This is a genomic window from Rhodospirillum rubrum ATCC 11170 (genome assembly GCF_000013085.1).
GTDB lineage: Bacteria > Pseudomonadota > Alphaproteobacteria > Rhodospirillales > Rhodospirillaceae > Rhodospirillum > Rhodospirillum rubrum.
This window is the reverse complement of record NC_007643.1, coordinates 3,054,132-3,068,506: the sequence shown is the minus strand read 5'-3', so window position 1 is coordinate 3,068,506 and position 14,375 is coordinate 3,054,132. Positions and strand designations below refer to the sequence as shown.

The 14,375-nt window shown below is 65.2% G+C and carries 14 protein-coding genes; 5 read left to right on the top strand and 9 right to left on the bottom strand.

The genetic code is table 11. From position 1 onward, the window contains the following. Positions 1–19: 19 nt before the first annotated feature. The 4 genes from RRU_RS13630 to RRU_RS13615 all read right to left on the bottom strand — a co-directional run bounded on the left by RRU_RS13630 (position 20) and on the right by RRU_RS13615 (position 5,141). On the bottom strand, positions 20–868 hold the full coding sequence (locus tag RRU_RS13630) for a hypothetical protein (protein ID WP_011390388.1): 849 nt from the start codon (positions 866–868) through the stop codon (positions 20–22). Between the two features lie 159 nt (positions 869–1,027). Beyond that, positions 1,028–3,271: an HAD family hydrolase gene (locus RRU_RS13625; protein WP_014626427.1), complete on the bottom strand. Its 2,244-nt coding sequence runs from the start codon at positions 3,269–3,271 to the stop codon at positions 1,028–1,030. 410 nt (positions 3,272–3,681) lie between these two features. Further along, positions 3,682–4,386 (bottom strand): Crp/Fnr family transcriptional regulator, encoded by a 705-nt coding sequence (locus RRU_RS13620; RefSeq protein WP_011390386.1) that lies wholly within the window; start codon positions 4,384–4,386, stop codon positions 3,682–3,684. Beyond that, entirely contained in the window at positions 4,383–5,141 is a 759-nt protein-coding gene (locus RRU_RS13615; RefSeq protein ID WP_011390385.1) for a Crp/Fnr family transcriptional regulator, read from the bottom strand. The genes RRU_RS13620 and RRU_RS13615 overlap by 4 nt, the downstream gene beginning before the upstream one ends. Positions 5,142–5,421: 280 nt before the next feature. On the opposite strand from RRU_RS13615, the gene cbiQ reads away from it, so the two are divergent. The 3 genes from cbiQ to RRU_RS13600 all read left to right on the top strand — a co-directional run bounded on the left by cbiQ (position 5,422) and on the right by RRU_RS13600 (position 7,304). After that, positions 5,422–6,216, top strand: coding sequence for a cobalt ECF transporter T component CbiQ (cbiQ, locus tag RRU_RS13610; protein ID WP_014626426.1), 795 nt, complete (start codon positions 5,422–5,424; stop codon positions 6,214–6,216). Beyond that, positions 6,200–6,865 (top strand): energy-coupling factor ABC transporter ATP-binding protein, encoded by a 666-nt coding sequence (locus RRU_RS13605; protein ID WP_014626425.1) that lies wholly within the window; start codon positions 6,200–6,202, stop codon positions 6,863–6,865. Before cbiQ ends, RRU_RS13605 begins: the two co-directional genes overlap by 17 nt. 88 nt (positions 6,866–6,953) lie before the next feature. Then, on the top strand, positions 6,954–7,304 hold the full coding sequence (locus tag RRU_RS13600) for a peptidoglycan-binding domain-containing protein (RefSeq protein WP_011390382.1): 351 nt from the start codon (positions 6,954–6,956) through the stop codon (positions 7,302–7,304). A 17-nt stretch (positions 7,305–7,321) separates the two neighbouring features. Here RRU_RS13600 and RRU_RS13595 read toward each other — a convergent pair whose 3' ends face one another. Next, complete coding sequence (locus RRU_RS13595) at positions 7,322–7,930, bottom strand: flavin reductase family protein (RefSeq protein ID WP_011390381.1); 609 nt, start codon at positions 7,928–7,930, stop codon at positions 7,322–7,324. Beyond that, complete coding sequence (locus RRU_RS13590) at positions 7,923–8,855, bottom strand: ROK family protein (RefSeq protein ID WP_011390380.1); 933 nt, start codon at positions 8,853–8,855, stop codon at positions 7,923–7,925. Before RRU_RS13590 ends, RRU_RS13595 begins: the two co-directional genes overlap by 8 nt. Positions 8,856–9,032: 177 nt before the next feature. Between RRU_RS13590 and RRU_RS13585 the strand changes: the two genes are divergently transcribed. Beyond that, positions 9,033–10,061 (top strand): MBL fold metallo-hydrolase, encoded by a 1,029-nt coding sequence (locus RRU_RS13585; RefSeq protein WP_011390379.1) that lies wholly within the window; start codon positions 9,033–9,035, stop codon positions 10,059–10,061. Positions 10,062–10,072: 11 nt separating this feature from the next. Here RRU_RS13585 and RRU_RS13580 read toward each other — a convergent pair whose 3' ends face one another. Next, entirely contained in the window at positions 10,073–11,050 is a 978-nt protein-coding gene (locus RRU_RS13580; protein ID WP_011390378.1) for a cation diffusion facilitator family transporter, read from the bottom strand. Between the two features lie 50 nt (positions 11,051–11,100). Continuing rightward, positions 11,101–11,706 (bottom strand): pyridoxamine 5'-phosphate oxidase, encoded by a 606-nt coding sequence (gene pdxH / locus RRU_RS13575; protein WP_011390377.1) that lies wholly within the window; start codon positions 11,704–11,706, stop codon positions 11,101–11,103. A 248-nt stretch (positions 11,707–11,954) separates the two neighbouring features. Here pdxH and RRU_RS13570 point away from each other — a divergent pair, with 248 nt between their 5' ends. Then, positions 11,955–12,935 carry a DnaJ C-terminal domain-containing protein gene (locus RRU_RS13570; protein ID WP_011390376.1) on the top strand — a complete coding sequence of 327 codons (981 nt, stop codon included), beginning with the start codon at positions 11,955–11,957 and terminating at the stop codon, positions 12,933–12,935. A gap of 12 nt (positions 12,936–12,947) precedes the next feature. Here RRU_RS13570 and RRU_RS13565 read toward each other — a convergent pair whose 3' ends face one another. Beyond that, the gene (locus tag RRU_RS13565) at positions 12,948–14,270 is read right to left on the bottom strand and encodes a YihY family inner membrane protein (protein ID WP_011390375.1); all 1,323 of its coding nucleotides are present in this window, start codon (positions 14,268–14,270) and stop codon (positions 12,948–12,950) included. Between the last annotated feature and the right edge of the window lie 105 nt (positions 14,271–14,375).

The following is a 14,375-nucleotide window of genomic DNA, read 5'->3' as shown; positions in this document are numbered from 1 at the left end:
CGTGATCTCCTGGGGCGGATTAACTTTTTGCGGGGGGCAGGAAGTCGTCGATCGTCATGTCGGGGTGGGGATAGCGGAACTCGTTCTGGTTCATGGGCAAAACGAACCCTTCGGGTTCATTCGGCATGAAGTAATTGCCCCCGTACATATTTGGGGCAGTCCGTGAATCGAGTGGGGAATAAGAAAAGCCTATTGGAGCGTAGGAAAGGTCGAGACCAAAAACGGCATAAAGTGCCATGTCGACAAAGTTCATATTGCTGATCGTGCCGCGCAGGTGGGTATCTTGCGCGATGATCGCGAAGAGTTTCTCCTTGACGAAGGATAGGGCCGCCATGTCCTTGACCACGACGTTAAAGCTATGTCCCGCATCATGGTGGACGATAGAGCGAGCGTTTTCTTTTAGGATCACTTCGCGAACATAGCTGGGGAGATCGCCATGGAACAGGCGGATTTTGTGTGCGGTTTCAGGGTATAGGCGGCGAATCCGTTCGTAAGCGAAGTGCAAATAGTTGGCATTGATATCGACCATGTCCAGGCCGAACCCAAACGGCTCCATGCAGCCGGCGAGAACCGCCGAGGCCCCTCCCATGAAAACACCGACTTCGACAACGCGATCAAACTCGCCGTTGAAATCTCTCAAAGTTTTTACGAGATCAAAATAGTACTGACTGGAACACTGATCCTCGTAAACAAGATCAGAAGATTTTGATTTTTCTAAAATATCATCAAAAATTCTATTTTTTCCGCGAAAACGATCCGAGTCTTTTATCGCTTGGTATCCAGAATAAATTTTGATTCCAAGATCTTTGGCCGGACTTTCCGATTCCGCAAGATCAGTGTTTGGTTCTATGAAACTTCCAAAAGTCATGATTCTGCTCCTTTTTTTAATTGAGGTTCTGCAAGCGACTGTCGGAAATGTGATGAGGTCCTCATGATGGCGGTGCCGTATCCGACGGCCCAGGTGTGATCGATACCCCGGTCTTCGAGGAAGACCGCGGCAACCAAAATCCAGCCCGACCGCTTCTGATTAGGCCGGTAAGGCCAATAAGCGTCCGGCCCCGATCGGGGTTAACGTTATCGTGAGGACCGCATAAGGAGAGGAAACGGGCGGAACCTTGATGAGGAGGATGGGAGCGCTGCCGCTGGCCTGATACCCCGCTCCCGTTATCACCAGATCGCTTCCCTCCAAGGCGTCGGTGGACAGATCCTGGGGGGTGTCGGAGTCCATGGCATCGCGAATGGACGGGCCCGTGGAGAGGGTCAGCCCCTGAAGGATGCCTTCCCGGCCGATCTCGTTCATCGGCAGCATAATCGCGGGGCTGGTCTGATTGGTGGTGATCAGCGGGATATGCAAGCGAAGATCGCCAAAGCCCGTGCGTTGGCAGGCGATCTTCAGCTGTGCCAGGCCGCCGGCGGTGACCAGCGTCACCGTCACCTCGCCACAAGGCGCATCGCCGACGACATCGCCCGGCATCAGTCCGGCGGCGAACAGCGCGTAGAAATGGCCATGGACGGGCGAAATCACGGCGGCGCTGGCGGCCATCCACATGATCTGCGCGGTCGTGCCGAAGGTTCCCGCCATCGGCATCTTCGCCAGCAGGGATTGGGTCGTTCCGCTGTCGACCAAGGGCACTTGGCCTTGGGTGCCCAGATTGACGTCCAGGGTTATCCCGCCAAACAGCGCCAGATCCGTATCGCTGGGCAGCAGCAGAAGGCGGGCCAGCACGGCGGCGATGTGCGGGGCCGCCAGATCGGGGGAGGCGAGAGGGTTTGGCCAGCCCTTTGTGCTCAAGGCCGCATAATGCTGGGCGAAAGCGAAAGCGCCCTCCCGGACCTCGGCGCAAAGGGCGAGATGCTCGGCGCTTCTTGGGTCGGGTTCGCGAACCACGGCGGCGTTTTGGTAATCGCGGACCGAGCCTTCCGGCGCGCCGCAGAACTGTTCGATCAAGGCGATGTTTCTGAGAATGGCCAGACTGGTCCGGGGAGACATCACACCGCTGGAAAGATAACCTTCGGCGCTGTCATGGGAGGGTAGCTCGTCGAAAGCCTCGTCGTTGGTTATCAAATAAAGGCCATGCAAGCGAACGGAAAGACCCTCTTGGTCAAAGATGGTGCGCAGGCCTTTCTGAATGGTTCCCGAATAGCCCAGGTCGACAAGAACCAGATCGCCACAGTGATCAAGATCAGGAATGGCGGCGCGCAGATAGGCCATCAACCTTGCGCGGATCGCTTGGCCAATCGTCCTCGTCTCGGCCCTCGTCAGCAAACTCGGCAAAGCCTCGGCGAAGGCCCGGCCCGTGGATTGCCCCTTGGGAAGGCGTTGGAAGTAACGGCTGATCTTGGGCGAGGAATGCTTCAAAAAGGCGCTGATCGCCGCCTCGTCAACCAGGGACATGTCCTTGAAAAGGGCGCCCAGGGACTCTTGATCCGTGGTGCCGGCGACCAAGGCGATACGGCGGTTGATCTCGAGATAGGCGGCCTCTCTGCCGCTGTCTTGCCACAGCCGGTAGGGCGCCAAGCCATCGCGGGCGAGGAATGCCACGCGGACCGAAGGATTGTCTTGGGCGATCTTGGCGAGGCGATCGGCAACGAAATGGTGAAAGCCGCTCAAAACCGGTCCGAGCACCGAAACGCCCACGCGGGCCATGGGCGAGGGATGGGGGATCATGGCGGTGATCTGGCGGCGGATCGTCCGCAGGCCATCGTCCAGGCGCAAGCTGGCGCCATCGGCGGCGCAGATCATCTCGAAGATATGGTCTTCGCGCTGGAAAAGCCCGACATCGGCCGGTGGACATTGGGGGCAATGGTACGTCTGAATTCCCAGCGCCCCGGGTGCCTGAATGTCGGCTTGAGGATTGTCGCCGATATGGGCAACGGTTGTGGGCTTCCAGCCCTGCTTTTTCAAATAGCGATCAAACAGACCGTCGGCTTTGCCAACGCCATGATCGCAGGACGCATAAAGGAAATCCCAGGTGAGGCCGGGAACGCAATGCCGCAGAAGGGCGCCAAGGCGTTCGGCGTTCCAATAGGTGTCGGACAGGAAGCCAACCTTGATGCCATCGGCCTGCAAAGCCCGGTACAGCGCCAGAACGCTTTCATTGACGAAGCATAGGTCGTGTTCGGCGGCGAATTCCGCCGCGACCAGAGCCGGGCGGTCATCCGCGGTCAAACCAAAGGGACGGACGGCAAAGCGGGCGTAGATGTCTTCGATCGACGTTTCCCGGCCTTTGGCGGGGGGCTTTCCCCGTTTGCGGGCCTTGCCCTCGGCCATTTGACGGTGCTGGCAATAACTGGTCGCCCTTCCCGCACCCCGAAGGGTCAGGGGGGCATGGCGAAAGGCCTGCTCAAAGACGCCTTCGGGGGTCGTGCAGCGGCGGAGCAAAAAGGTGTCAAAAACATCGAAGGAAAAAGCGACGAGTCGTCCGGATCCGGGACATGTCCTGGCCTGCTCGAAAGGGGGGTACTGCATTCTGCGTCTCACATCACGGTACGGGCGACGAACCTTGGAAGCCGGCCGTTGGAGCACTTCCGGGCGAGGGTCGCAGCAGGAGAGAGGGGCCTGAAGCAGGCGAAGACGGGGGCGCGCTCCCTAGGCCTCCGCAAACAAGACGAATCACCGCGTCGAACACTGGCGCCTTGAGGGAAAAAAACCAATGTCCGGCCGAGGGATGCGCCTTTTTGCTATAGCCTTGGTCCGGCGGCGCAGGCGGCGCGCAGGGCTTGGGGGTTTTCGACGGTGAGGTCGGGGCCGGGGCCGAGGATGCCCTGGTCGGCGAGGCGGGCGAGGGCGCGCGACAGGCTTTCGGGTTCGATGCCGATGCGGCTGGCGATCAGGTGCTTGGCGACGGGCAGGCGGCCATGGCCGGGCCAGGCGCCCGATTCCAGCAAGCTCAGCAGATAAGACGCCAAGCGCTGGGCCGGCGAGGTGCTTTTGAGGAAATGGATCTCGTGGACCAGATCGGTCTGGCGGCGGATCAACCCGGCCAGCAGGCCGCGCAGCAAGCCGGGATCGTCGCGCAGCAGGCGCAGGAAGCCCGCTCCGTCGACGCGGACCAGCAAGCTGCCCGCCTCGGCCTGGGCGGCGACCGGGAAGCGGCAGGCGCCGACGATCGCCGCCTCGGCGAAGGTGTCGCCCGGTTCGATCAGGGCGATGACGCTTTCCGCGCCTTCGGCGGTCAGGGTGGTCAGCCGCACCTGTCCTTCAAGCACGCCATAAAACGCGTCGGCCGGGTCGCCATGGGAAAACAGCAGGGTCGGCCCCCGGGTGCGCATGACCTGGGCGCAGCGGGCGAGGGTTTGGCGGCGTTGCGGATCGAGGGCGGCGAACAGCGGCGCGTTGGACAGCCGGGCGAGGTCGGCCGCTTCGCAGGGGCGGGTTTGGGTCATCGCCAGTATCCTTGGGCGCGGTGAAGGGCGTCGTCGTCGTTTTCCTCCTCGGGCAGCAGCCCGGCGAAGAGGGCGAGCGCGTCCAGGTCGTCGATCCGAACCGTTGTCCGATCCACCGCGCGCACCCCTTCGCGGCCCAGGCGGGCGAGCGAGCGCGACAGGCTTTCGGGCGTCATCGCCAGACGTTCGGCGATTAGTTTCTTGCCATAGGGCAAGGTGAGGATGATCCCCTCCGCCGGCCCGTTCGCCGCCCGGTCGACGGCGCTTGGCTGGCGGGCGAGGGAGACCAGGAACATCGCCAGTCTTTGGGCGGTGGTGCGCAGCTTGATGTCGTTCACCCGGCCCAGCAGCCCTTTGAGATTGGCCGAAATCGCCCCCAGCAAGGCCAAGGTCGCGTCGGTTTCGGCCAAAAGCACCGGCCAGACATCCTCGGCGCGCAGGTCGAGGATCACCACCGGGCTGATCGCCTGGGCCGAAACCGGGTGGCGGGCGTCGTCGCACAGCGCGCATTCCCCCAGCAAGCTTCCCGGACCGACGATATCGATGGTCGATTCCTCGGGCGGCAAAAACAACCGCACCTGCCCTTCAACCAACACCTGAAGGCCGGTGGCGGGCACGCCGCGTTCGGCCAAAGGGAATCCCGCCGGCAACTGGGCGGCTTCGGCTTTCGCCGCCAGCTCGGCTCGGCGCGGCGCGGGGAGGCGGTCGAAGAAGGACACGGCGGCCAAAGCCTTGTCCTTATGCTCAGGGGTCATGGGCGAAGTCCTATGAGATGGCCCGAAAGTTTTGGGACCCTGCTCGGGACGCGAGAGCGGCGCAAGACAAAATGGCGGAGGAAAAATGATCGTTTCGCGACATGACGCCCTTTGTCGGTAGGATAGCATGGGTCATGCTTCGAGGCCCAAAGTTACCCGCGCCGTCATCCCCAGGACAGGCGCGGCTCCCGGGCTTGGGCTATCGTGCGTCGTCGGCGGGCGGCGATCGGCCGTCCCCGCTGTCGCCCCTTTTGTTCCATCTGTGTCAAAGAAGCCGTCCATGGAAACCCTCTTAGGGTCCGAATCCCCCCCCAAATCATCGTTCCTTTCGGCGGTCCGGGGTGTGGTGCGCGGCCTGGATCCACGCGGGCGCCTTCTGGGCGCGCTGTTCTGCGCCTTGGTCATCGTCGGCCTGGAAAGCCCGGTCGCCCTGTCTTTGGCGCTGATCCTGGCTCTGTGTCTGTTGATCGGCGCCGGCCTGCCGATCGGGCGCACCCTGAAACGCATGGCGATGATGGACGGCTTCATCGTCGCCATGCTGGTGCTGATCCCCTTCACCATCCCCGGAGACGCGGCCTTCAGCCTGTTTGGGTGGCCGGCGAGTTGGCAGGGGCTAGACCGCGCCCTGGTGATCGGTCTGCGCGCCAATGGGGTGATCTTGTGCCTGATGGCCCTGGTCGGATCGATGGAGCCGACGACGCTGGGCCACGGGCTCGCCCGCCTGGGCCTGCCCGATACCCTGGTCCATCTTCTGCTGCTCAGCGTGCGCTATATCGATGTCATCAACGCCGAATACGGCCGCCTGCGCCGGGCGATGAAAACCCGCGGGTTCCGCCTAGCCAATAGCCGCCATACCTACCGCACGCTGGGTTATCTGATCGGCATGTTGCTGGTGCGCGCCCTTGATCGTTCCGAGCGCATCGCCCGGGCGATGACATGCCGGGGCTTCACCGGCCGCCTGCCTTTGCTCGATACCCTGGCCTGGAGCTGGCGCGACGGCCTTTTCGCCCTGTTGTTGATCGCCGCCCTGGGCGGGATCGTTGTCGTGGAGATTGGCCATGGCCGTCTTGCTTGAGGTGTCGGATCTGCGTTTCGCCTATCCCGGCCGCCCGGCCGTGCTCGATGGCGCGACGATGGGCCTGGAGGCGGGGGAGCGTCTGGCGATCACCGGTCCCAATGGCGCGGGCAAAAGCACCCTGTTGCAGATCCTTGTCGGCCTGTTGCGCCCCCAGGGCGGCCGGGTTTGGGCCTTTGGCGCCGAGCGGCGGGTCGAGAGCGAGTTCTACGAGGTTCGCCGGCGGGCGGGTTATGTGTTCCAGGATCCCGACGATCAGCTTTTCTGCCCAACGGTGGCCGAGGACGTGGCCTTCGGGCCGCTCAATCTGGGCAAGACTCCGGCCGAGGCGCGGGCGATCGTTGACCGGGTTCTGGCCGATCTCGGCTTGAGTCCCTTGCGCGACCGGGTGACCTATAAGCTGTCGGGGGGTGAAAAGCGGCTGGTGTCGCTGGCCACCGTGCTGGCGATGGATCCCGATGTCTTGCTGCTCGACGAGCCGACCAACGCGCTTGATGAGCCGACGACGGCGCGGCTGGGCGATATCTTGCTGGGCCTGCCCCAGGCGATGATCGTGATTTCCCATGATCCGTCGTTTCGCGCCCGGGTGGCGACGCGCGGCCTGAGCTTGCGGGCCGGGCGCTTGATCTCGCCCGCCAGCCTCGGTTAAAACGGCGCTTGGAGCGGCGAGCGGCAGGGGAACGATTTCCCCCTTCCGCCGTCCATTTGGTGTTCGCTCTCGTATAAGGTGTCCGCCCGTGAAGCCGTTGCGTCTTGTTCTGCGCGCCCTTGTCGTCGGTTTGCCGCTGGTCGTGTCTTTGGCCGGCTGCAGCCAGGGCAAGCTTGCCGATCCCTTCGCCGGCGCGCCTTCCGATCGGGCGGTCATCCGCGAGATCCAGGGTGATCTGGCCGGTCGCGGCTATGATCCCGGACCGGTCGATGGGGTGATGGGCGGGCGGACGCGCGCCGCCATCCGCGGCTATCAAAAGGACGCCGGCCTGCCGGTGACCGGCGAGGCCACCGCCGCGCTCGCCGCCAAGCTGCGCGGCGATCGCACCACCGCCCGCCACATCCAGCCCGATGACGGCGGCTGGCAGAATCCCAACTGATGGTTCGTCCCGGGTTTTTACCGGGGCCGGCTCATCTGGAAGGGATCGACGGCGGCGTAGTCGCTGGCATAGCCGCAGCGGGCGATGACGCCGGCGCCCGCCGTATCGAACAGACCCTCCTTGAGGAACATCTTGTCGATATGGACGCCGACCACCTGTCCGATCACCATGAACTGATTGACCGGCCGGCCGCCTAGGTCGGCCAGGGCGTGGATCGCCAGAGTCTGGCATTCGAGCACGGCGTGGGCCTCGGCCACCCGGGGGGCGGCGATCAGCCGGCACGGCGCGGCGGTCAGCCCGGCCATCGCCATCTCGTCGACCTCGGGGGCGACGCTGCGCGAGGTCTCATTCATCGCCTGGGCCAGATCGCGGGTGACCAGATTGCAGGCGAAGGCGCCGGTCTGCTCGATGTTGCGCACGCTGTCTTTGCGGCCATTGCTGGAAAACATCACCATCGGCGGGTCGTTGCACACGGCGTTGAAATAGCTGTAGGGGGCGAGATTGATCCGCCCCTCGGCATCGATGGTCGAAATCCAGCCGATGGGTCGCGGGGCGACGATGGCCTTGATCGGATCATGGGGCAGGCCGTGACCGCTTGCCGTCTCGTAGAAGTAGTCATCACGCATGGGGATCGGTTTCCAGTGTCGAAGAGGGGGGCCAGAGCCAGGCGGCGCCGCGAACGCCGCTGGAATCGCCATGACGGGGGGCGACAAGACGGGTGTCGACGCGGTCGCTGAACACCCAGGGCGTCCATAGCCGGGGCAGGGCCTGATAAAGATGGGGCATTTGCCCAAGGCCGCCGCCGAGGACGATCACCTGGGGATCGAGGATATTGATGACGACCGCCAGGGCCCGGGCCAAACGGTCGGCATGGCGATCAAGGCTGGCCTGGGCCTGGGCGTCGCCGGCTTGGGCCAGGGCGAGCAGGGCGGGGCCTTCGATGGCGTGGCCGGTGCTTTTCTGGTGATCGGCGGCCAGTCCGGGGCCCGAACAAAAGGTCTCGACGCAGCCCTTCAGCCCGCAATAGCAGTCGGGGCCGGGGCGTTCGTCGTCGCCGGGCCAGGGCAGGGGCATGTGGCCCCATTCGCCGGCGATGGCATTGGGGCCGGCCAGCAGGCGGCCGTTGACGACGATGCCGGCGCCAACGCCGGTGCCCAAGATCACCCCGAAAACGCTCGACGCCCCGGCCGCCGCGCCGTCGGTGGCTTCCGACAGGGCGAAACAATCGGCGTCATTGGCCACGCGCACCGGCCGGCCTAGGCGCTCGGCAAGGTCATGGTCCAGGCGCTGGCCGTTCAGCCAGTGGGAATTGGCGTTCTTCACCAAGCCGCTGGCCGGGCTGATGGCGCCGGGCATGGCGACGCCGACGCTCCCTTGCCGTCCCAATTCGGCTTCGGCCTCGGTCACCAGGGCGGCGAGGCAGTCGAGGGTGGCGCCATAGGCCGCGCGCGGCGAGGGGCGGCGGCGGCGCAGCAGGATCCGTCCTTCGTCATCAAGGGCGATGATCTCGGTCTTGGTGCCGCCAAGATCCAATCCCAGGCGTAGGGTCATCGGCACGGGACTCCTTTTTGGAAAAAATGGAACGGGCAAAGCGGGCGTCGGCGGATTAACGGCTCCCTAAACAGAACGGCCGATCCTTGTGCGGTCTTGCCTGGAGGGTGAGCGGCGGGCAGTGTTGGGCTCGAGGCGAAACGGGCCTCTCGCGGCTCTGAAGGGATTTCTTCGACCATGGCCGATGACCTGGACTTTCCATTCGCGACCCCGCCGGCGGCCGGCGAGGCGATAACCGTGGCCCCGGGGGTGCTTTGGCTGCGCATGCCTTTACCCTTCGCCCTTGATCATATCAACCTGTGGGCCCTGGAGGACGGCGACGGCTGGACCCTGGTTGACAGCGGGGTCGCCGATGATACCACCCGCGCCCTGTGGTCGCATGTGTTCGAAGGGCCCTTGGGGGGGCGGCCGGTAAAGCGGCTGATCTGCACCCATTTCCATCCCGATCATATGGGGTTGGCCGGCTGGTTGACCGACCGCTTCGACGTGGCGCTGTGGGCGACGCTGGGCGAATGGACCTATGGGCGCATGCTGGCGCTGGAAAGCGACGAAACGGTGGGGGCGGTCTCGAAGGCCTTTTATCACCGGGCCGGCGTCGATGCCCAGGGGCTGGAACTGGTGGCCCGGCGGGGAAACTCCTTTGCCAAACGCGTGGTGCCGCCGCCGCCCACCGTGCGGCGGATCATCGATGGCGAGGAGATCGCCATCGGCGGGCGGAGCTGGCGGGTGATCGTCGGACGCGGCCATGCTCCCGAACATGCCGCCCTGTGGTGCGCCCAGGCCGGGGTGCTGATCAGCGGCGATCAGGTGCTGCCGCGCATCAGCCCCAATATCAGCGTCTGGCCGAGCGAACCCGACGCCGATCCCTTGTCGGGCTTTCTTGAAAGCCTCGGCCGTTTCGCGCCCTTGCCCGCCGAGACCCTGGTTCTGCCCAGTCACGGCCGGCCGTTTCACGGTCTGCACGCCCGCATCGAAGCCCTGGCCGCCCACCATGGCGATCGCTTAGCCGAGGTGGAGGCCGCCTGCCGCGATCGGGCGCTGAGCGCCCAGGATCTGCTTGGCGTGCTGTTCAAGCGCCCGCTTGACGCCAATACGGTGTTCTTCGCCCTTGGCGAGGCCCTGGCCCATGCCCATTGGTTGGAAGGTCAGGGACGCTTGCGGCGCAGCGAGGTCGATGGCGTCGTCCGCTTCACGGCGATCGCTTGATCAGGATACCGCTATAAGCGGCGCGGCTGGCTGGCGGCATCGGCTTCAAGCAGGGCCGAGGTGTCTTCATAGGCAAAATCGGGGTGGTGGTCTTCCTGAATGCCGGCCGGGTCCTGGTGGATTAGCACCTCGGCCCCGGGGAAGGCGGCGCGCAGGCGGTTCTCGATCTCGGTGACGATGGCGTGGGAGGCCGACAGCGTCATCTCGCCATCAAGTTCGACATTGAGCTGGATGAAGGTTTGCGGCCCCGAAGAGCGGGTGCGCAGATCGTGGATATCGAAGACCCGGGGGTTTTCCAGGGCGAGCTTGATGATGCGGACCCGGTCCTCGGGCGGCAGTTCGCGGTCCATCAGCAGGTTCACGCTGTTGGCGCCGATGGTCCAGGCGTTCTTCATCAGCCAAAGGGCGATGGCGATGGCGAACAGCGGATCGAGGATCGGCAGGTCGACGGTCATCGCCAATCCCAGCGAGACGATTACCGACAGGTTGATCAGCAGATCGCCGGCGTAATGCAGGCTATCGGCGCTGATCGCCACCGATTTGGTCTGGGCGATCACCCGCCGCTGATAGGCGACCAGCCCGATGGTGGCCAGGATGGAAAACACCATCACCGCGATGCCGATTTCGCCGCGCTGCACCGGCAGCGGAGCGGTCAGGCGCCCGGCCGCCTCGATCACCAGGAAAATGCCCGAGCCGGCGATGAAGGCCGCCTGCCCGAGGCCGGCCAAGGGTTCGGCCTTGCCATGGCCAAAGCGGTGCTCCTCGTCGGCCGGGGTCAGGGCCTCGCGCACGGCCAGCAAGGTGACCAGCGAGGCCCCGACATCGATCAGGCTGTCGATCAGGGTCGAGAGCAGGGCGACCGAATCCGTCAGCACCCAGGCCACCAGCTTGGCGACGACCAGGGTCATGGCCACGGTGACCGAGGCGTAGGTGGCCCGGCGCATCAGCCGCGCCGATTGGTCGCGGGTGTCGGATCGTTGCGTCCCCATGGGTTTTCCTTTCCCGTCGCACCCCGACCTTTTGGGGAATACGAGGTTCCTTAGGGATAAAGCCGGCTGTGGGTCCAGCCGCTTCCCTCGCTACGATACACCACCCGGTCATGCAGCCGGAAGGGGCGGTCGTGCCAGAATTCGATAACCTCGGGCACCACGCGGAAGCCCGACCAATGGGGCGGACGGGGGACGGCGCCCACGGCGTAGCGGGCGGCGAACTGGGCGACGCGGCGTTCGAGCTCGAAGCGGCCCTGGAGCGGGCGCGACTGCATCGACGCCCAGGCGCCGATCCGGCTGTCGCGGTGGCGCGAGGCGAAATAGGCGTCGGCCTCGGCGTCGCTGACGGCGACCACCGGTCCCTCGACCCGGACCTGCCGACGCAGGGATTTCCAATGGAAGCACAGGGCGGCATGGGGATTGGCCAGCAGCTCCCCGCCCTTGCGGCTTTCCAAATTGGTATAGAAAATGAAGCCGCCCTCGGCGTCAGCCTGGGCGATCACGCCTTTGAGCAGCACCATGCGCAGGCTCGGCCGCCCCTCGGGCGTGCAGGTCGCCAGGGCCATCGCGTTGGGGTCGTTGGGCTCGGTCGTCCCGGCCTCTTCCAGCCATTCGGCAAACAGCGCGTAAGGGTCTCTATCTTCAAGCGAACTCATGACAAATCATGTCCCCGATCCCAGATCTTGAAAAGGGCCTTGTCGACGGCGCCGCCGGCGGGGTCCGCCGCGGCTCGTCAATTCAGCCAGCATCGGCCAATGGCCGCTGGATAACAAGGACCGGGGCAGGTACGATCCGCTTCCGGCCCCGGCGGGTCGGCAAGCGGGCATGAGGAATAGGCCGTGCGGCAACCAAGGCCCCCCGGGGGGAGGCGGAAGGCTGCGGCTTTCGGCGTGAGATCATAAAGATGAAAGACCCCTATACGGTTCTTGGCGTGGCGCGTGGCGCCAGTCAGGACGAAATCAAGAGCGCCTATCGCAAACTGGCGCGCAGCATGCACCCGGACGTCAATCAGAACGACCCGGGGGCCGAGGACAAGTTCAAGGATATTTCCGGGGCCTATGACCTGCTCTCCGATCCCCAGAAGCGGGCCCGGTTCGACCGGGGGGAGATCGACGCCGCCGGCAACGAGCACCGGGGCTTTCGTCCGGGCACCGGCCCCTATGGCGCGCGCGGCGCCTATCGCGGCGCCTCGGGAAATGACGGGCGCAGCGGCGGTTTCGGCCGATTCGATTTCGAATCGACTTTTGGCGAGGACGATCTTTTTTCCGAAATGTTCCGCCGGGCCAGTCGGGGCCAGGGGGGGCCCGGCGCCGGCACCGCCGGAGCGGCCGGAGCGGGCCCGCGGCCGGTGCGCGGCCAGGATGCCCAATATCGGCTGAAGGTGACCTTCGAGGAAGCCGCCCTGGGCAGCACCAAGCGCATCACCCTGACCAATCGCAAGACCCTGGACGTGCGCATCCCGCCGGGTAGCGAAGACGGGCGGTCGCTGCGCCTCAAGGGCCAGGGGGCCGATGGCAGCAATGGCGGAGCGGCGGGCGACGCCCTGGTCGAAATCGGCGTCAAGGAGCACGCCTTCTTCCGCCGCGACGGCATCAATGTCGTGGTCGATGTGCCCGTCACGCTTCAGGAAGTGGTGCTTGGCGGCAAGATCACGGTGCCGACCCTGGAGGGCAAGGTCAGCGTGACCGTGCCGGAGGGGTCGAATACCGGCACGGTTCTGCGCCTGCGCGGCAAGGGCATTCCCCAGGAAAACGGCCAGCGCGGCGATCTTCTGGTGCGTCTGGGCATCACCTTGCCCGATCCCGTGGACCCCAAGCTCAAGACCCTGGTCAAGAAGCTGAAGGACCCCGAGACCGACCCGCGCGAACAGGCCGGCATGGTCTGATCGCCGACCCGCTTATATCCGGGCGCCGAGCGGCTCGGCCTGGACCAGAGCGTCGAGGCTGAGCCCCAGGGCCCGGTCGTAATCACCGCCGGCGGTTTCCAGGGCGTGGCGCAGCAGATCGGGCCAGCCCGGGCCGCCGACGGTGCCGGTCGGCGGCGCCAGGGTCAGGGCGTGAAGGATCTCGGCCAGGGTGATGCGCCGGGGATCGCGTCCGGGCAGGACGGCGCCGTCCTCATCGCGGATCAACAGGCCGGCCTTGTCGAGGTCGCGCAAGACCCCGGCCTGGCGGCGGTCGGGGGTGGCGGTCAGGGCGGACAGGGCGCGACGGCTGGCGCCGTCGCCCTGGCCCTCGCCGTAAGCGCGGGCGGCGGCGACCATGATTTCGACGGCGATGCGCAGACGGGCGGCCCGTTCATCCTGCCCGGCCCGGGTCAGGCGACGGGCCATTTTCCAATTGGGGATCTCGGCCGCGGTCACCGCGCCCATCAGCACGACGGCCCAGGATAGATACATCCAGACCAGAAAGGCCGGCAGCGCCGCCAGGGCCCCATAGAGGGTTTCATAGGACAGCCCGCGGGTGATCACCATCAGGAAGGCCGAGCGCAGCAGCGCCGAGGCGAGGGTGGCGACCAGGGCGCCGGCCAGGGCGTGAAAAAGCGGCACCGGCCGGTTGGGCACCAGCATATAAAGCAAGGTCATCGCCGTCAGCGACAGCAGGGGCGGGCCGAGCGTCGGCGTCAGGGCGTCAAAGGGGCTCATCACGTCGGTGCCGACCAGATGGCGGATCGCCACCAGATAGCTCGAAAGCGAGAAACTAAGGCCCATCAGCAGCGGCCCGCCGGTCAGCACCGACCAATAGACCAGCAGCCGGGCCAGGGGATGGCGGCTTTTCTCGACCCTGAAAATGGCGTTGAGCGAGGATTCGATGGTCAGCAGCAAGATGATCGCCGTCAGCGTCAGCCCGGCGACGCCAAGGGCGGTAAGACCGGCGGCGGCGCCGACGAAATGCTCGACCTGATCAAGGATCTCGGTGCGTCGATAGGGAACGAAGGTCTCGATGATCCAGGCGACCATGCGCTCGCGCTCGTCGCCAAAGCCGGGAAAGGCCGCCAGGATGGCCAGGGCGATGGCGATCAGCGGCACCAGGGCGAGCAGTGAGGTATAGGCCAACGACGCCGCCAGCCGGGGAATGTCATGGGTGATCAGGGCGCGCAGCACCAAAATCGTGAAGCTTCCGGCGGTGGCGAGGATCCGTCGTGGCTTCACCGGCAGCCATGAGCGGGCGTGCGAACGGCGGCCCAAAAGCCCGCGCCGCCGGTTTTCGTCGTCCACCATGCGTCTTGGCCCTTCTGGAGGTCTTGGTGTAGGATGCCGCCCTTCCGTCCTCTAAGGACGGGATTCAACCGATTTTCACCGGCCCTCAGACGGGCCGGTCTTATT